The following is a 17,005-nucleotide window of genomic DNA, read 5'->3' as shown; positions in this document are numbered from 1 at the left end:
TCACTGTGGGTGCCGGCCTGGCCGGCGATAGAGCCCTCAGATCAAACCCTGAACTGATCCATCAAACCCTGCTGCTGGTTCGCCAGGCTGTTCAGCGACTGGCTGACCCGCGCCGACTCATTGGCCTGTTCCGACAGCGATTCAGTTACATCGCGGATGCTCGCCACGTTGCTGTTGATCTCCTCGGCCACCGCGCTCTGCTCCTCGGCGGCGCTGGCAATCTGCAGGTTCATGTCGCTGATAACGGTCACCGCATCGCCGATCTGTCGCAGCGCGATCACCGCCTGGCCGACCTGCTCGACGCTGCCCTGGGCCTGGCGATGGCTGCTGTCCATTGCGCCCACCACCTCACGGGTACCCGCCTGCAACTGCTCGATCACCTGGCGGGTTTCTTCCACCGACTCCTGCGTGCGCCGGGCCAGGTTGCGCACCTCGTCGGCCACCACGGCAAAGCCGCGCCCGGCTTCACCGGCACGGGCGGCTTCGATGGCAGCGTTCAACGCCAGCAGGTTGGTCTGCTCGGCGATCGAACGGATCACCTCCAGCACCGAACCGATCTTCTCGCTGTTGTCGGCCAGCCCCTCGACCTGGCTCATCGCGGTGCTCATGTCGGCGGCCAAGGTGTCGATGCTGCTGGTGGTGCGGTCGATCACCTGCAGGCCCTGGCGGGTGGCCTGGTCGGCTTCGCGTGCGGCCTGGGCGGCCTGGGCGGCGCTGCGCGCGACGTCCTGGGCGGTGGCGCTCATTTCATGCGAAGCGGTGGCCACCTGATCGACCTGGCGGTACTGCTGCTCCATGCCGGCACTGGTCTGGCTGGCAATCGCCGACGACTGATCGGCGGTATCGCGCGCGGCCTGCACCGAGTGTTTGACCTCGGCGATGATCGGTTGCAGCTTGTCGAGGAAACGGTTGAACCAGCCCGCCAGTTCGCCCAGTTCGTCGCGCTTGTCGTAGGTTAGGCGGCGAGTCAGGTCGCCTTCGCCGCTGGCGATGTCCTTGAGCATGCTGGCCACGCCCAGAATCGGTCGAGTGACGGTGCGGGCCATGACCCAGATCAGCAGAAGGCCAACAATGGCTGCCAGCAGGCCCAGGCCCAGTTCAATCAAGGTACCACTGGTGTTACGCTGATCGAGCTCGGTTTTCAGGGCTTCAGCGGGACCGGTAAGGGCGTTTTCCGGTACATCGAGCAACACCCCCCAGGACTTCGCGCCAGGAATCGGCGAGAACGAGGCCAGCACTTTCAGTCGGCCGTCATGGTGCACGCTGTGCAGCGGGGTGCTGTCGGCGAGCAGGCGAATCAGCTCTGCGCCATTGGCGCTGTCGACCTGGTCGAGGCGCTGGGCCAGCTTGCTGGCGTCGGCGCTGTAGCCGGCCAGCAGGCCGACCGGGCTGAGAATGCCGACACGCGTCTGGCCTTCATACAGGTTGCGGCTGGCCTGTTGGCTGATCGCTTGCAGGCTGTTCAGGTTGATGTCGATCGACAGGGTGGCGACCACCTTGTCGGCCACCATCAACGGGAAGACGATGCTGGTCATCAGCACCTGCTGCCCGTCGATTTCATAGAAGTACGGTTCGATCACACAGGTTTTACGGGTGGTCCGCGGGCACACCGACCAGGTGTTGGCCGGCTCGCCGCTCGGGCCGATGCTGGTGTCGGCCATGTCGCGCTCGGGCAGCGCCATCGAGGTCAACTGGCCTGGGGTCGGTTGCGACCAGTACAGGGCAAAGCGGCCTTTCTCGTTGCTGCCCAGTTCTTTCTGGTCGACGAACAGTTCGTCCTTGTGGTCCAGGGCATTGGGTTCGAACACCAGCGACAGGCCGAGCAGGTCCGGGTTGGCCTGCAGTGCCGAGCGCACCTGGCGAGTCAGGTCTTCACGCAGGTCGAAGGCATCGAGGAAGCGTTTTTCCGCCTGCTCGCGCAGGAACAGTACCTGCCGGGAAAAACCGGCGCCGTACTGGTAGGCGTCCATGAACTGGCGACGAATGTTCAAGGCCTGGACTTCGCCCTGCGACTCGATCCGCGCCTGGGCCGCTTCGGTCAGCATCTGCATGCTGCTGGCCTTGACCAGCTCCGAGTTGTGCTCCATGCGATAGAGCGAGAGGCTGACCAGCAGGGTGACGATGCTTGCGAGGCAGAGGCCGGCCAGCAGGGTGATTTTCCATTGGATGGAAAGTTGTCTGAACGACATGGGCGAAGTCCTTTGATCCAGAAAGTTGGAAGCTGCCGACTGTAACGGCCGCATCGCGGTTTTCTTTATTCAAACGTTCAATTTAAATGCGCCGTTTTCGTTCATCCAGGCGACCCTGCGCCTTGCGTCTGGCCCGACACTTTGACAACGGCGGGGGCCTGCTTCAGAGTGTGCGCCCTCCTAAAACAATACCTTACGCATTCGGCCGGTGCCCTGGGCAGCCTGTCGCCGAAGCGCTCGCTTTTTGTCTGGTTTCTAGAGGTTACAGGAATGAATGCAGTCATTGCCGCGGTCGGCATCATGCTGATACTGAGTCTGTCCCGCGTGCATGTGGTGATAGCCCTGATCATCGGCGCACTGGTGGGCGGCCTGGTCGGCGGTCTGGGTATCGAGGGTACGCTCAAGGCCTTCAATGGTGGCCTCGGTGGCGGCGCCACGGTGGCGTTGTCCTACGCATTGCTCGGCGCATTCGCCGTGGCGATTGCCAAGTCGGGCCTGGCGCATGCGCTGGCAGACCGGGCGCTGGCCATGTTCGACCGCCAGGGCCATAGCGATGGCGGCGCGATCAAATGGCTGCTGATCGGCCTGTTGCTGGCGGTGGCGATTTCCTCGCAGAACATCCTGCCGATTCACATCGCCTTCATTCCACTGCTGGTACCGCCACTGCTGTATGTGCTGACGCGCCTGCAGATCGACCGGCGGCTGGTGGCCTGCGTGATGACCTTCGGCCTGATCACGCCGTACATGTTCCTGCCGGTGGGCTTCGGCAACATTTTCCTGAACGAGATCCTGCTGGCTAATGTGGCCCGCAGCGGGGTCGATATCAGCGGCGTGAACGTCACCCAGGCCATGGCCATTCCTGCCGCCGGCATGCTCTTCGGCTTGCTCATGGCGGTGTTCTTCAGCTACCGCAAAAAGCGTGTGTATGACCTAAGCAAGATCGAGGAGGTCGAGCAGGTTGCCGTGCGCTACAACCCGATGACCCTGCTGATCGCCGGTGTTGCCATTGCCGCTGCGTTCATCATCCAGTTGCTGCTCGACTCGATGATCATCGGCGCGATGGCCGGCTTCCTGATCTTCTCGGTCTCCGGCATCGTGCGCTGGAAAGACACCGACGACCTGTTCACCGAAGGCATGAAGATGATGGCCATGATCGGTTTCATCATGATTGCCGCGTCCGGCTTTGCCGAAGTGATGAAGGCTACCGGTCAGGTCACGACGCTGGTCGAAACCTCGGCGGCCTGGATCAACCACAGCAAGGGGATCGGCGCGCTGCTGATGTTGCTGGTCGGTCTGCTGGTGACCATGGGGATCGGCTCGTCCTTCTCCACCGTGCCGATTCTGGCGGCGATCTTCGTGCCACTGTGCGTGCAGTTGGGCTTCGACCCCGTCGCCACCGTGTGTATCGTCGGCACCGCCGGCGCGCTGGGCGATGCCGGCTCGCCAGCGTCGGATTCGACCCTCGGGCCGACTGCCGGCCTCAACGTCGATGGCCAGCATCACCATATCTGGGACACCGTGGTGCCGACCTTCATCCACTACAACCTGCCACTGCTGGCGTTCGGCTGGTTGGCGGCGATGGTGCTCTGAGGGCAGGGCAGGCGGGTCAGTAGCCGGCCGGCTGAGCGCAAGGCTCAGCCTTTGGCCGGTGGCAGGGCGATGCGGTTGAGCACCGTGTAACCCTGCTTGTCCTGGGTCAGGTAGATCGGCAGCACTTTCGGCAGGCTACTGACCAGGCGTTTGACCTCGGTGATGTTGTAGATCCCACTGATACGGATATGCCCGGTGCTGCTGTCGGCCAGGCGCAGCGGCTGCTCCAGGTAGCGGTTGATCAGCGGCAGGGCCTGGTCCAGGGTCAGGTTGTCGAGGATCAGCTTGCCGCCACGCCAGGCCAGGCTGGTGTCGTCGGCGTAGGTCTGGCTCAGTACCGGCTCGTAGTCACCCTTGTGGTAGACCGCCTGCATGCCAGGGCCGAGGCGGTAGCCACTGTCGGTGTCGTTGGCATCGCTGGTGACCAGCACCGAACCTTCCACCAGCGTTACCTTGACCGCGTCGCCGTACTTCCAGACGTTGAACTGGGTACCGGTGACCTTGGTCTGGCCGCTGCCGGCACGGACCACGAATGGGTGCTGGCTATCGTGTTGCACCTTGAAGAACGCCTCACCCTTGACCAGGGTGGCCCGGCGCTCGTCCTTGAAGTTCATGTAGCGCAGCTCGGTGCCGAGGTTCAGCTCGGCCGTACTGCCGTCGCCGAGGGTAACGTGGGTCAGCGCGTTGCCGCTTTCGAAGTGCTCGTAGCGATTGGGCACCCAGCCCTGTTCCCAGCCGATCCAGGCGCCGACCGGCAAGGCCAGCAGGGTGATCGCGGCGGCCGCTGCACAGTGACGCAGTGTCCGCGAACGGCGACGTGTGGCAACGGGCAGGGCAATGACCGGCGCCAGCGCCGGGCGTGGCAGGTGGTCGGCGGTCAGCCAGATTTCCTGCATGGCTTCCCATTCCTGCGCATGCAGCGGATGCGCGCTGCGCCACTGTTCGAACGCGGCGCGTTCGGCAGCGGTGCAGTCCTCAGCATGCAAACGCATGCACCAGTGCGCGGCGGCATCGGTGATGGCATCAAGTTCGGCGGCGCTGAGGCTGGTTTGATTCATCGAAACTCCCGGTTTTGTCCATTCTACCCTTGCCGGGTGGTTGCCGAGAACCGGGATCATGGCGAATCACTATCAGTTGCACGATTTCTTTCAACGAAAACACCTGCAAATGCAGGCATTTTCAAAGAAAACCATTCAGACGAGTGGTGGTGCCGAGCCTGGCCGTTGAGGCTGCGCCCGGCACAAACCCGGCTTAGAACTGCTCTGCGCCAAGCGCGAAGAGGCTGCCGCTACCGGCATGAATGCTCGCTTGCAGCGACAGCACGCGCGGCAGCAGCCGTTCGAAGAAGAACGCTGCGGTGCCCAGCTTGGCGGCGTGGAAGTCCGGCTCCTGCTCGCGATTGGCCGTGGCCACCGCTGCCATGCGCGCCCACATATAGGCGTAGGCCACATAGCCGAACAGGTGCAGGTACTCCACCGACGCTGCACCTAGCGCATTGGCGTCGCCACTGGCCTGTTCGCGCAGCCAGGTACTGGTCTGTTCCAGTTGCGCCAGGGCTTGCAGCAGGGCCTGGGCATACGGTGGCTGGCTGTTACAGAAAGCGCGGATCTCGTCGGCGAACACCCCCAGCGACTGCCCGCCATCGGCGACCACCTTGCGTCCGAGCAGGTCCAGGGCCTGGATGCCGTTGGTGCCCTCGTAGATCTGCGCGATGCGCACGTCGCGCACCAGTTGCTCCTGACCCCATTCGCGAATGTAGCCGTGGCCGCCGAACACCTGCTGGCCGAGCACGCAGCTTTCCAGCCCGGTGTCGGTGAAAAACGCCTTGGCCACCGGCGTCAGCAGGGCGACCAGGCGCTGGGCCTGCTCACGCTCGCCGGCGTTCTCGGCATACTTGGCGATATCCAGTTGCAGGCCGACATAGGTGGCGAAGGCCCGACCGCCTTCGGTGAGGGCACGCATGGTGAGCAGCATGCGCCGCACATCCGGGTGTACGATGATCGGGTCGGCAATCTTCTCCCGTGCCTGTGGCCCGCTCGGTGCGCGGCTCTGCAAACGGTCGCGGGCATAGGCCACGGCATTCTGGTACGAGGCCTGCGCACAGCCGATGCCCTGAATACCGATAGACAGCCGTTCGTAGTTCATCATGGTGAACATGGCCGCCAGGCCGCGGTTGGCTTCGCCGACCAGATAGCCCGTCGCGCCGTCGAAGTTCATCACGCAGGTGGCCGAGGCCTTGATGCCCATCTTGTGTTCCAGCGAACCGCAGTTGACCGCGTTGCGCGCGCCGAGGCTGCCGTCGCTATTGACCAGGAACTTCGGTACCAGGAACAGTGAGATACCCTTGGGCCCGAGCGGCGCATCCGGCAGCTTGGCCAGCACCAGGTGGACGATGTTCTCGGTCAGGTCCTGCTCGCCGCCGGTGATGAAGATCTTCGTCCCGCTGATGGCATAGCTGCCATCGGCCTGCGGCTCGGCCTTGCTGCGGATAATCCCCAGGTCGGTGCCGGCATGCGGTTCGGTCAGGCACATGGTCCCGGCCCACTCGCCGCTGTACAGCGGCGGCAGGTAGCGGGCTTTCAGTTCGTCGCTGGCGTGCGCGTCGATGGCCAGGCAGCAGCCGGCACTCAGTGCCGAGTACAGGCTGAAGCTGCAGTTGGCGGCGTAGAGCATTTCCTCGAACTGCACCGCGAGCATCTTCGGCATGCCCAGTCCGCCATGCTCGGGGTTGCCGGCCAGGCCTACCCAACCGCCCTCGCGGTAGGTCTGCCAGGCCTGGCGGAAACCGTCCGGGGTGCGTACCTGGCCGGCGTCGAAGTGCACGCCTTGCTCGTCGCCGCTGCGGTTGAGCGGGGCGATCAGTTGCCCGGTGATCTTCGCCGCTTCCTCAAGGATGGCATCGGCGGTGTCGGCATCGACGCCGGCGGCCAGCGCCGGTAGGCGCGCCCACTGGGCCGGGCCGTGGAATACCTCGTGCAGTACAAAGCGCATGTCGCGCAGCGGGGCGGTGTAATCAGGCATCGTGGTTCTCGCAATGAAAAGGGTTTGAGTCAGAGCGCCTTGGCCCAGTCGCGCAGCAGGTACTTCTGGATCTTGCCGGTGGAGGTCTTCGGCAGCTCGCTGAAGACCACGGTTTTCGGCAGCTTGAAGCCGGCCAGGTGTTCCCGGCAGAAGGCGATGATGTCGGCTTCGGCGGTGCCTTCCAAGCCCGCCTTGAGGGTGACGTAGGCGCACGGCGTCTCGCCCCATTTCTCGTCCGGGCGGGCGACCACGGCCGCTTCGAGCACGGCGGGGTGGCGGTACAGTACGTCTTCGACCTCGATGGTGGAGATGTTCTCGCCGCCGGAAATGATGATGTCCTTGAGCCGGTCCTTAATCTCGACATAGCCGTCGGCATGCCACACCGCCAGGTCGCCGGTATGGAACCAGCCACCGCGGAACGCCTCGGCAGTGGCTTCGGGGTTCTTCAGGTAGCCCTTCATCACCGTGTTGCCGCGCATGAAGATCTCGCCGAGGGTGTTGCCGTCGCGTTGCACCGGCTCCAGGGTTTGCGGGTCGGCGACCATCAGGCCTTCCAGGGTCGGGTAGCGCACGCCCTGGCGCGACTTGATCCGCGCCCGCTCGGCCAGCGGCTGTTCGTCCCACTCGCGATGCCAGGCACACACGGTTACCGGGCCGTAGACCTCGGTCAGGCCATAGACGTGGGTTACCTTGATGCCCATTTCCTCGACCGCGCCAATCACCTTGGCCGGTGGTGCGGCGCCGGCGACCATGGCGTTGACTGGATGGTCGATGGCCGCCTTGGCCGATTCGGGCATGTTGATCAGCGCATTGAGCACGATCGGCGCGCCGCACAGGTGGCTGACCTGGTGCTCGCGAATCAGCGTCAGGATCCGCTGCGGGTCAACCCGCCGCAGGAACACATGGGTGCCGGCAAGGGCGGTCACGGTCCACGGGTAGCACCAGCCGTTGCAGTGGAACATCGGCAGGGTCCAGAGGTACACCGGGTGGTTGCCCATGGCCCAGGTCATCTGGTTGCCCAGGGCGTTGAGGTAGGCGCCGCGGTGGTGATAAACCACGCCCTTGGGGTTGCCGGTGGTGCCGGAGGTGTAGTTCAGCGAGATTGCCTGCCACTCGTCTTCCGGCCACTGCCAGGCGTAGTCCGGGTCGCCTTCGGCGAGAAAGGCCTCGTAGTCCAGCTCGCTGACGGCCTGGCCTTCGCCGTATTCCGGGTCGTCGACATCGATCACCAGCGGCGGGTATTCCAGCAGCGCCAGGGCGCCGCTAATCACCTTGTGGAACTCGCGGTCGGTGATCAGCACTTTGGCTTCGCCGTGCTCAAGCATGAAGGCAATGGCTTCGGCATCCAGTCGCACGTTCAGGGCATTGAGCACCGCGCCAACCATCGGCACGCCGAAGTGCGCTTCGAGCATTGCCGGAATGTTCGGCAGCATCACCGCCACCGTGTCGCCACGACCGATGCCGCGGCCGGCGAGGGCGCTGGCCAGGCGCCGGCTGCGCTGATAGGTTTCCTGCCAGTTGCGCCGAATCGCGCCATGAATCACCGCCGGGTACTGGCCGTAGACGGCAGCGGTACGCTCGATGAAGCTCAAGGGGGTGAGGGCAATGTGGTTGACCGGGGCGGGTGCCAGGCCTTGGGAGAAAATCGACATGAGGTCGTCCTGTGCGGGAGGCAGCCGGCCGCATGGGCTGACTGAAACCTCCGATGGCTGATTGTTAGCTCTGATCAGGTTTCGGGAGCGGCAACGCTGGCTGCTCCGGACTCGCAATTTTTACGCGAATCGCCATACTACTTGGAAGATAGACCATAGCAATATGGTAGAAATACTAGATATCTTCGGAGCCTGCCTTGACTGACACTCCCCTGGCCTTGTTCGACAAAGACCCGCAACCGACCCTGCTGCTCGATGCCGAGGCGGCCGTGCTGGCGCTCAATCCGGCCCTGGCGGCGCAGCTCGCGGAGTGGCCACCGACGCCGCTGGAGCGGCTGTTACCGGCCAATCACGCGGCGCTGGTCGGTGCCTGTGTGCGTCAGCAGCGGGCGATTGTCGACGTCGAAGCGCAGGCCGACGAGGCGATTTTGTTGTGGACCTACGTGCCGGTTGCCGAGCGCCAGGTGCTCGCTCGTTGCCGTGATGCCAGCACCGAGCGTCGTGCCGAGCGCGAGGGCAGCCAGGCGCGCCGGTTGTATCGGCTGATCACCGAAAACACCACCGACCTGATTTCCCGGCACACCCCCGACGGCTGCTTTCTCGACGCCTCGCCGGCTTCCTACCGCCTGCTCGGCTACTGGCCGGAGGAACTGCGCGGGGTAGCGGTGCAGTCGCTGTTCCACCCGCAGGACCGCGAGCAGTTCCTGCAGCAGGCCGCCCACGCCCTGGAAGCGGACGGCTACCAGACCATGACCTGTCGGGTGCGTCACCGCGACGGTCGCGACCTGTGGTTTGAAATCGCCAGCCGGGCGATTCGCGAAACCTATACCGGTGTAGTGGTGGAGATTGTCAGCGTATCGCGCGACATCACCCTGCAACGCCGGCACCAGGACGAACTGGCGCACACCGCGCGGCTGATCACGCTCGGTGAACTGGCCTCGGGCATCGCCCATGAAATCAACCAGCCGCTGGCGGCAGTGCTCAACTATGCCGGCGCCAGCCAGCGCTACTTGCAGACCCTGGAGCGCGACCCGCAAGCCGCTGCCCGGGTTGCCCAGGGCTTGCAGCGGATCAGCGAGCAGGCCACCCACGCCGCGCAGGTGATCAAGCGCCTGCGCGCCTTCCTGCGCAAGGAACCTCGCCGTCTGCAAGCCCTGGCTATTGCCGATGTGGTGCGTGAGGCCGGGCGCCTGTGTGCCTGGGAGGCGGCGCAGGCGCAGGTGACGATCGAGTCGCAAATCGCCGACAATCTGCCGCCGGTCTACGCCGACCGGGTGCTGCTTGAGCAGGTGCTGCTGAATGTGCTGCGCAATGCCATCGATGCCAACCGCGAGCAGCAGCCGCAGGCGCCCTCGCGGGTGCTGCTCGAAGGCGTGCTGGAGGAGGGCTGGCTGCTGATCCGCGTCAGCGACCAGGGCCCGGGCGTGGCAGCGGAATTGCTCGACGGCATTTTCACTCCATTCACCACCAGCAAAGCGGATGGCCTCGGCCTGGGCTTGAGCATGAGCCGCAGCATTGTCGAGGGCTTCGGCGGCACGCTGGAGGCGCACGCGGGGGCGGCGGGCGGATTGCTTCTGTGCTGTCGGCTGGCGCCGGCGGTGACGGTTTGAACGAGGGGACACCAATGCAGCAACCGAAGGTCTATGTGGTCGACGACGACCAGGGCATGCTCGACTCCACCGTGTGGCTGCTGGAGTCGGTGGGCTTGCAGGCATTGCCGTTCACCAGTGGCCAGGCATTTCTCGAAGCCTGCGATGGGGATTTGCCCGCCTGTGTGCTGCTGGATGTGCGCATGCCGGGGATGGGCGGGTTGAGCGTACAGGAAGCGTTGCGCGCGCGCGGGCTCGACTTGCCGGTGATCTTTGTCAGCGGGCATGCCGATGTCCCGATTGTGGTGCGCGCATTCAAGGCAGGGGCGCATGACTTTATCGAAAAACCGTACAACGATCAGTTGTTGCTCGACAGTGTGCAGGAGGCGCTGGGGCGGGCGTCCCGGGTCCAGGTCGACAGCCACGAGCGGGGCGTCGTGCAGGCGCGTATCGATAGCCTGACGCCGCGCGAGCGCGATGTGTTCGTACCCCTGGTGCAGGGGTTCAGTAATCGGCAGATTGCCGAGCAGTTGGCGGTGAGCGTGAAGACCGTGGATTTGTACCGTGGCCGGGTGATGAAGCGCATGCAGGCCGAACACCTGCCGCAACTGGTGGGGATGGCGATTGCCTGTGGGGTGGTCGATGCACTGGTCTTGAGGGCCTAATCGCGAGGCCCGCCCGGGCCCACAGGGGTTGAGGTAATCTCTGTGGGCGCGGGCGGCTCCGGCGATAGGCTCACCTCAATTCCTGCGGCCCAGCAACAACCCCACCACCAGGCCGAACCCCGCCGAAATCGCCACGGTCTGCCACGGATGCCCGCCAATGTAATCCTGTGTCGCCTCGACCACCGGTTGGGCCTTGTCGCGTACGCCGCCGACCGCCGTGCGCGCCTGCTTGAGCTTCAGGCCAACCTGCGCGCGCAGGCTTTCGGCCTCTTCGCCGACCAGCGCGGCGCTGTCGTTGAGCAGCTTTTCCGATTCCTCGATCAACGCCTGCAACTCGCTGAAGGCCTGATCCTTGATTTGGTCGGCAGTGTTTTGCGCAGTGGTTTTCCTGGCCATGAAGGCTTCCTCGTCGAGTGATGAACAGTGTTCAATGGATGCCGGCGCGCGCGGAAAGTTGCAGCGGCTTTCCGGCCGGTCGCGGCTACAGTGTAAGATAGCGCCCATTTTCAAGCGGCAGGAGTCCCCATGAGTTTCAATCTGGCCAACAAGAGCTTCGCCGAACGGGCGCAGATCGAGGACGAGAAATCGCGCCTGTTCGAACTCTGGCAAAGCAACCTGGGCAAGGCCAAGGCCGATGCCGCCCGGCTGATCAGCGAAAAACCACGGCGCAAGGGCAAATGGGCCGAGTGGGTCCGCGCCGAACTCGACGGCATGTCGCCACCGGAATACGCCAACATGGTCCGCAGCGAAGTCAACAAGCTGATGGCGGCGGCCAAGTAATCCCGCGTTACCAGCCTGCTGGCCGTGGCTTTGGCAGATTCAGCCGGCCTTCGTCGCTGAAGCGCAGCGTCCCGAACGGGCCGCCGGCAAGCTTGCCGCGCACGGTGTAGGGCAGGCCATCGAGGTCGCGCATGCGGCTCAGGCCCACCGCCTGGCGCAGGAACGAAAACGCCGTGATGCTCACCGGCACCACCAGCACGCGCTCCCCATAACGACCGATACTGCCGTGCTGGTCGCTGACCCCGGCGGCCAGCGGCTGGCCGTTCACCTCCAGGTTCAACGCCACGCCGTTGAACTCGATCGGCGTTTCGTTGGGGTTCAGCACTCGCAGTTTTACTGCCATGCGCAGTTCCAGGTCCTGGCCGGGCAGGGGCTCGATGCCGATCACGCTGATGTTTAGCGGATCGCGCCCCTGTAGCAGCGCACAGGCGCCGAGGCTGAGGATCAGGCCAAGGGTCAGGCAGCAGCGGAAAACGGCTTTCATGGGCACGGCTCACAGGCAAAGATGCCCTGAGTGTGGCAAATGCACGGCGACGTTGAAAGCCGCAGGCGTTATGAACGATACTGTTTCTCATTAACGTCCTATAAGTTCCCCTACCGGCCCTGCGATCCCCCATGCTGATGTCCCCCCTGTCCGGGCTGCTGGCAAGCTTCCAGGAGCATTACGACGACCTGCTGCAGTTTCTCACCCGGCGCATGAGCGACCGGCAGCGGGCCGCCGATGTTGCCCAGGAAACCTACCTCAAGCTGGTCAAGATCGACGAACAGGCCGTACCGGTGCTGCACGCGCGCAGTTTTATCTTCCGCGTAGCCAGCAACCTCGCCATCGACACCCTGCGCCGCGATCAGCGCCTGTCGGCCAATTTTGCCGACAGCGAGGCGGCGGCTGAAGTTGCCTGCCCGGCGCCGGCCCCGGAGGCGGTCTTGCTCGCCAGCGAGCGCTTGCAGATGCTCGACGAAGCGCTGTTGCAGCTGTCGCCGAATGCCCGCCAGGCCTTGTTGCTCAATCGTGTGGAAGGCCTGACCCAGGCACAGATTGCACAACAGCTGGGTGTTTCCGAGAGCATGGTGGCAAAATACATCGGCCAGGCCCTGCGCCATTGCCGCGACTGGCTCAAGCACAACCATGACTGACGCCATCGCCATGCCGACTCCGCATCCCCTTCACGATCTTTCCGACGCTGCGCTCGACTGGCAGGTGCTGCTGCATTCGGGGCGCGCCAGCGCGGCCGAGCAGGCGCGCTATCGGCGCTGGTGCCAGCTGAGCCCGGCGCATGCCGCCGCGGCGGCCGAGGCCGAAGCGTTGTGGCTCGACCTGGGCCAGACCGTGACGGCGCAGCACCTTGTTGCTGCGGCTGTACCGCAGCGCCGACGGCATTGGAGCCGTGCGCTGGCAGCGTCGCTGCTGCTGGCGTTGGTCGGCTACGGCGGCTGGCAGCAGGCGCCAGCCTTGCTCGCCGACTATCACACCGGCACCGGCCAGCGGCAGACGGTAACCCTGGCTGATGGCTCGCGGGTCACCCTCAACAGTGCCAGTGCGTTTTCGGTGAGCTACAGCGGCGAACAGCGGCGGGTTTCGCTGAAGGCTGGCGAGGCGTTGTTCGAGCCGGCCGAGGATGCGCGGCCGTTCGTGGTCGACAGCGGCGCCGAGCAGGTGCAGGGCAGCGGCGCGGTGTTCAGCGTGCGCCGCACCGGTAGCGGCACCGCCGTGGTGGTCACTCGCGGCCAGGCGCAGCTGGGCGAGCAGGTGTTGCAGCGCAACCCGAACGCCGAGGCGCTGACCGCCTGGCAGCGCGGCAAGCTGATCTTCAATGGTCGGCCACTGCGTGAGGTGATCGCCGAGCTTGAACGCTACCAGCATGGGCGCATCGTGATGTCCGATGGGCAGCTGGGGGCGTTGCAGGTGAGCGGGGTGTTCGACCTGAACGATCCCGAAGGGCTGTTGCGCACGCTGGAGCAGCGCTATGCGCTGAAGGTCACCTACCTGCCGTGGCTGGCGGTGCTGCACTAGCGCAGGCCCCCACAGGGGCCATGGCAAGCGTTTAATTTTTTTCATTTCTCTACTGCAAGTTCGCTCACGCCAGATCGTCGTAGTGAGACTGATCAGAAACTCATTCTCATTTACACCACTTTGTCTGGAAGAAAACCGTGAAGGGTCCGTTCAAGCCAACCGCGCGTTCCACCGCCCCCCTCAAACACGCCCTGGCCATTGCCATGCTGCTTGGCCCCGCCTGGGTCAACGCTGCCGAGCCGGCCAGCGCCGCGCAGGTGCAAAGCCGCCAGGTCAGCCTGGACCTGCCCGCACAAAGCCTCGACCAGGCCCTGACCCGTTTCGCCGACCAGGCCGGCCTGCACCTGCTGTTCACCAGCCAGGACGTCGCCGGCCTGCACAGCGAGGGCCTGCGCGGCAGCTACAGCATCGAACAGGCGCTGCAGCAGTTGCTCGCCGGCGCCGGCATGCGCTGGCAGTTCAGCGACGCGCGCACGGTGATCCTGCGCAAGGCCGATGGCCAGGCGCAAAGCGTCAGCCTCAAGCCGACCGAAGTCAGCGTCGCCTCGCGCACCAGCACCGCCATCAGCGAAATCCCGGGTACCGTCTGGGTGGTCGATCAGCAGCAGCTCAAGGAGCAGATCGACAGCGGCGTCAGCCTCAAGGAGGCCATCGGCAAGCTGGTGCCCGGCCTCGACCTGGCGCCGGAAGGACGCACCAACTACGGCCAGAACATGCGCGGGCGCAACGTACTGGTGATGATCGACGGCGTCAGCCAGAATAGCTCACGGGGCCTCTCGCGGCAGTTCGATAGCATCTCGCCGTTCAACGTCGAGCGCGTCGAAGTGCTTTCCGGCGCCAGCGCCCTCTACGGCGGCGGGGCCAGCGGCGGGATCATCAACATCGTCACCAAGAAGGGCGAAGCCGGCCCGGCCCGTTTCGAAACCCAGCTTGGTGCCAGCAGCGGTTTCAACAACAGCGACGACCTGTCGACGCGCATTGCCCAGTCGATCAGCGGCGGCAACGAGCGGGTCAACGCCCGCCTGGGGATCTCCGGCGAGCAGAACGAAGCCTTTTACGACGGCCAAGGCGATCAGATCTTCATCGACAACACCCAGACCGACCTGCAATACAACCGCACCCTCGACGTGCTCGGCAGCCTCGGCCTGCGCTTCAACGACGAGCAGAGCCTCGACCTGCTGGCCCAGTATTACGACTCGGGCAACCACGGCAGTACCGGCATCTACTTTCCGCACCTGAACTACAACGCGCCGTCCGACCTGAACGACGCCGAACTGCGCAGCGGCCTGTCCAGCGACCTCGAACCGCGCACCAAGCGCCTGCTGCTCAACGCCAACTACCATCACAGCGACGTGTTCGGCCAGGATTTCTACCTGCAGGCCTCATACCGCAAGGAAGACGACAACTTCTATCCGTTTCCCTACTACAACGCCGGCAAACCGGCCGGGGTCAAGGGCGTGTACTTTGCCGCCTCGCAGCAGAACTTCGAAGTCAGCAGCCTGAAAGCGCTGTTCGCCAAGCAGTGGGACCGCCTCAAGCTGACCTATGGCGTCGACCTCGACCGCGAGCGCTTCAATGCCGAGCAGACCACCTTCGACGCGCGCAGCTCTTCGGCCAGCGGCGGCCTTGAGCTGGACGAAGCGAGCAAAGCCGCGCGCTACCCCAGCTACCGCGTCGACGGTGTGTCCGTCTACGCCCAGCTGGACTGGAAAGCCACTGACAACCTGAGCCTGTCCGGCGGCGCGCGGCGCCAGCAGATGGATGTCGACGTCGGCACCTTCAAGGGCGTGCCCGGCGGCCGCAACGACTACCAGGTCAACCTGTTCAACCTCGGCGCGATCTACGACTTCAAGAACGGCCACCAGGTCTGGAGCAACTACGGCGAAGGCTTCGACCTGCCGGACCCGGCCAAGTACTACGGCAAGCCCGGCCTGAGCGTCAAAGACAACCCACTGGCCGGCATCAAGAGCCGCCAGGTCGAGATGGGCTGGCGCTATGCCGACCTGGACTGGGACGCGCAAGCAGCGTTGTACTACATCTGGTCGGACAAGATCATCAGCACCGACATGGCCACCCTGACCATCAACGTCGAACCACAGAAGAGCCGTGACTTTGGCTTCGAAGGGGCGCTGACCCGGCACTTCCAGAACGGCTGGGAAGCCGGCAGCACCCTGCACCTGGTGCGCTCGGAAGAAGAGGACGCCAGCGGCGACTGGATCAAGCGCGATGCCCGTTACGCCTCGTTGTCCAAGTCCACCGCCTTTGTCGGCTGGAAGGGCGACGGGCGCAGCGCGCGCCTGCAGGCCAACCGCGCGTTCACCCTCAGGGACGACGCCGACCACAAGATCAGCGGCTACACCACCTTCGACCTGCTCGGTAGCCAGGACAGCGAATTCGGCACCTTCAGCGCCGGCATCCAGAACCTGCTGGACAAGGCGTACAGCACGGTCTGGGGGCAGCGCGCGACGCTGTTCTACTCGCCGACCTACGGCCCGGCCTACCTCTACGACTACCAGGGGCGTGGGCGCACCTACACCCTGACCTGGTCGCTGGCTTACTGATCAGCCGAACACCGCCAGCAGGTCGTCCTCGAACGCCTGCTGGGCATCGCTCGGCACCTGCGCCCGGTGCCGGGCGAGCATGAACTCGGCGGCGAAGTCCAGCGCCGGGTCCAGCGCGCGCAGCAGCCCACGGGCCACCCACGGCGCGGCGAAATGCTGCGGCAGGTAGCCGATGTGGCAACCGGAGAGGATGAAGGTCAGCGTACCCTCGACTTGCTCCGAGCGGGCCGAGCAGACACTGCCAATGAACGGCTCCGGGTCTTTCAGGAAGCGGTACGGGTGTTCGACCCGATCGCTCTGCTGCAAGGCTTCGGCGGTGATCGTCGCGCAGGTAAACAGCGGGTGACTGCTGGCGCAATACAGGCGCTGGGTCTCGCTGAACAGCGGGCGGTAGGCGAAGGCCGCATGGCTGCCGGAGAAATAGCCGATGCCCAGGTCCAGGCGCTGCTGCAACAGCAGGCGCTCCATTTCCGCCGGCATCGCACTGACCAATTCCAGCCGTACCGACTCGTCGCGCTGGCGAAAGCGCGCAATGGCCTCGGCCAGGCGCAGGCTGACGCTGCTGTCGAGGGCCTCGGAAATGCCGATCCGCAGTTCGCCGAGCAGGCGCCCGGCGACACCGTTGGCGCGGTTGCGAAACGCCTCGATATTGTCCAACAGCTCGCGGGTCGCCTTGAGCAGTGCCTCGCCCTTGGCGGTCAGCTGAAAGCCGCGTTTGCCGCGATTGCACAGACGGTAGCCAAGGCGCGTTTCCAGTCGCGCCATGTGCTGGCTGATGCTCGGCTGGCTGAGCCCGAGCGCGCCCTGGGCGGCGCTGAAGCCGCCAGCCTCTACTACAGTGACGAACAGCCGCAGCAGCTGCAGGTCGAGGTCGTGCAATTGGCCAAGCATCAAACATTGCTCCTGGGTAATGTCAGGATCATCGGGTTGGTATTTTTCCAATGTAA

At 64.7% G+C, this 17,005-nt stretch carries 13 protein-coding genes and 2 pseudogenes; 7 read left to right on the top strand and 8 right to left on the bottom strand.

Annotated elements, in window-relative coordinates; translation table 11 throughout:
- Positions 1–41: 41 nt before the first annotated feature.
- Positions 42–797 (bottom strand): methyl-accepting chemotaxis protein, encoded by a 756-nt coding sequence (locus DCO48_RS23335; RefSeq protein ID WP_371919531.1) that lies wholly within the window; start codon positions 795–797, stop codon positions 42–44.
- A 102-nt stretch (positions 798–899) separates the two neighbouring features.
- Positions 900–1,046, bottom strand: a pseudogene (locus tag DCO48_RS23330) (HAMP domain-containing protein); the annotation flags it as partial.
- A gap of 1,413 nt (positions 1,047–2,459) precedes the next feature.
- On the opposite strand from DCO48_RS23330, the gene DCO48_RS20170 reads away from it, so the two are divergent.
- Positions 2,460–3,779, top strand: a complete 1,320-nt coding sequence (locus DCO48_RS20170) for a Na+/H+ antiporter family protein (RefSeq protein ID WP_116552366.1) — start codon at positions 2,460–2,462, stop codon at positions 3,777–3,779.
- A 44-nt stretch (positions 3,780–3,823) separates the two neighbouring features.
- Here DCO48_RS20170 and DCO48_RS20165 read toward each other — a convergent pair whose 3' ends face one another.
- From DCO48_RS20165 to DCO48_RS20155, 3 genes are all read right to left on the bottom strand, one after another.
- On the bottom strand, positions 3,824–4,837 hold the full coding sequence (locus DCO48_RS20165) for a FecR family protein (RefSeq protein WP_116552365.1): 1,014 nt from the start codon (positions 4,835–4,837) through the stop codon (positions 3,824–3,826).
- A 193-nt stretch (positions 4,838–5,030) separates the two neighbouring features.
- On the bottom strand, positions 5,031–6,800 hold the full coding sequence (locus tag DCO48_RS20160) for an acyl-CoA dehydrogenase C-terminal domain-containing protein (RefSeq protein WP_116552364.1): 1,770 nt from the start codon (positions 6,798–6,800) through the stop codon (positions 5,031–5,033).
- 29 nt (positions 6,801–6,829) lie between these two features.
- On the bottom strand, positions 6,830–8,452 hold the full coding sequence (locus DCO48_RS20155) for an acyl-CoA synthetase (RefSeq protein ID WP_116552363.1): 1,623 nt from the start codon (positions 8,450–8,452) through the stop codon (positions 6,830–6,832).
- Between the two features lie 197 nt (positions 8,453–8,649).
- On the opposite strand from DCO48_RS20155, the gene DCO48_RS20150 reads away from it, so the two are divergent.
- Both DCO48_RS20150 and DCO48_RS20145 read left to right on the top strand, forming a co-directional pair.
- A complete protein-coding gene (locus DCO48_RS20150) occupies positions 8,650–10,062 on the top strand; it encodes a sensor histidine kinase (RefSeq protein WP_256584124.1) in 1,413 nt (470 codons plus the stop codon).
- 14 nt (positions 10,063–10,076) lie between these two features.
- Entirely contained in the window at positions 10,077–10,706 is a 630-nt protein-coding gene (locus DCO48_RS20145; protein WP_116552362.1) for a response regulator transcription factor, read from the top strand.
- A gap of 75 nt (positions 10,707–10,781) precedes the next feature.
- Here the strand turns inward: DCO48_RS20145 and DCO48_RS20140 are convergent, their stop codons facing one another.
- Entirely contained in the window at positions 10,782–11,102 is a 321-nt protein-coding gene (locus DCO48_RS20140; RefSeq protein ID WP_116552361.1) for a YqjD family protein, read from the bottom strand.
- Between the two features lie 129 nt (positions 11,103–11,231).
- Here DCO48_RS20140 and DCO48_RS20135 point away from each other — a divergent pair, with 129 nt between their 5' ends.
- Positions 11,232–11,486 (top strand): hypothetical protein, encoded by a 255-nt coding sequence (locus DCO48_RS20135; RefSeq protein ID WP_116552360.1) that lies wholly within the window; start codon positions 11,232–11,234, stop codon positions 11,484–11,486.
- Between the two features lie 7 nt (positions 11,487–11,493).
- Here the strand turns inward: DCO48_RS20135 and DCO48_RS20130 are convergent, their stop codons facing one another.
- On the bottom strand, positions 11,494–11,970 hold the full coding sequence (locus tag DCO48_RS20130) for an LEA type 2 family protein (RefSeq protein WP_116552359.1): 477 nt from the start codon (positions 11,968–11,970) through the stop codon (positions 11,494–11,496).
- A gap of 131 nt (positions 11,971–12,101) precedes the next feature.
- Here DCO48_RS20130 and DCO48_RS20125 point away from each other — a divergent pair.
- The 3 genes and pseudogenes from DCO48_RS20125 to DCO48_RS20115 all read left to right on the top strand — a co-directional run.
- Positions 12,102–12,612 (top strand): annotated as a pseudogene (locus tag DCO48_RS20125) (RNA polymerase sigma factor); the annotation flags it as partial.
- Positions 12,613–13,497, top strand: coding sequence for a FecR domain-containing protein (locus DCO48_RS20120; protein WP_256584123.1), 885 nt, complete (start codon positions 12,613–12,615; stop codon positions 13,495–13,497).
- A 203-nt stretch (positions 13,498–13,700) separates the two neighbouring features.
- Positions 13,701–16,058: a TonB-dependent receptor gene (locus DCO48_RS20115; protein ID WP_116552369.1), complete on the top strand. Its 2,358-nt coding sequence runs from the start codon at positions 13,701–13,703 to the stop codon at positions 16,056–16,058.
- On the opposite strand, the gene DCO48_RS20110 is transcribed toward DCO48_RS20115, so the two are convergent.
- Positions 16,059–16,949 carry a LysR family transcriptional regulator gene (locus DCO48_RS20110; protein WP_116552357.1) on the bottom strand — a complete coding sequence of 297 codons (891 nt, stop codon included), beginning with the start codon at positions 16,947–16,949 and terminating at the stop codon, positions 16,059–16,061.
- Positions 16,950–17,005 lie beyond the last annotated feature (56 nt).

This window comes from Pseudomonas sp. SDI (assembly GCF_003105155.1).
GTDB lineage: Bacteria > Pseudomonadota > Gammaproteobacteria > Pseudomonadales > Pseudomonadaceae > Aquipseudomonas.
This window is presented reverse-complemented; position numbering and strand designations above follow the sequence as displayed.

Excerpts from the sequence above, each read along its gene's own strand:
- DCO48_RS20110 (WP_116552357.1), bottom strand. The coding sequence starts at position 16,949 with ATGCTTGGCCAATTGCACGACCTCGACCTGCAGCTGCTGCGGCTGTTC.
- DCO48_RS20140 (WP_116552361.1), bottom strand. The coding sequence starts at position 11,102 with ATGGCCAGGAAAACCACTGCGCAAAACACTGCCGACCAAATCAAGGAT.
- DCO48_RS20115 (WP_116552369.1), top strand. The coding sequence starts at position 13,701 with ATGCTGCTTGGCCCCGCCTGGGTCAACGCTGCCGAGCCGGCCAGCGCC.
- DCO48_RS20145 (WP_116552362.1), top strand. The coding sequence starts at position 10,077 with ATGCAGCAACCGAAGGTCTATGTGGTCGACGACGACCAGGGCATGCTC.
- DCO48_RS20170 (WP_116552366.1), top strand. The coding sequence starts at position 2,460 with ATGAATGCAGTCATTGCCGCGGTCGGCATCATGCTGATACTGAGTCTG.
- DCO48_RS20120 (WP_256584123.1), top strand. The coding sequence starts at position 12,613 with ATGACTGACGCCATCGCCATGCCGACTCCGCATCCCCTTCACGATCTT.
- DCO48_RS20155 (WP_116552363.1), bottom strand. The coding sequence starts at position 8,452 with ATGTCGATTTTCTCCCAAGGCCTGGCACCCGCCCCGGTCAACCACATT.
- DCO48_RS23335 (WP_371919531.1), bottom strand. The coding sequence starts at position 797 with ATGGAGCAGCAGTACCGCCAGGTCGATCAGGTGGCCACCGCTTCGCAT.
- DCO48_RS20135 (WP_116552360.1), top strand. The coding sequence starts at position 11,232 with ATGAGTTTCAATCTGGCCAACAAGAGCTTCGCCGAACGGGCGCAGATC.
- DCO48_RS20160 (WP_116552364.1), bottom strand. The coding sequence starts at position 6,800 with ATGCCTGATTACACCGCCCCGCTGCGCGACATGCGCTTTGTACTGCAC.
- DCO48_RS20130 (WP_116552359.1), bottom strand. The coding sequence starts at position 11,970 with ATGAAAGCCGTTTTCCGCTGCTGCCTGACCCTTGGCCTGATCCTCAGC.
- DCO48_RS20165 (WP_116552365.1), bottom strand. The coding sequence starts at position 4,837 with ATGAATCAAACCAGCCTCAGCGCCGCCGAACTTGATGCCATCACCGAT.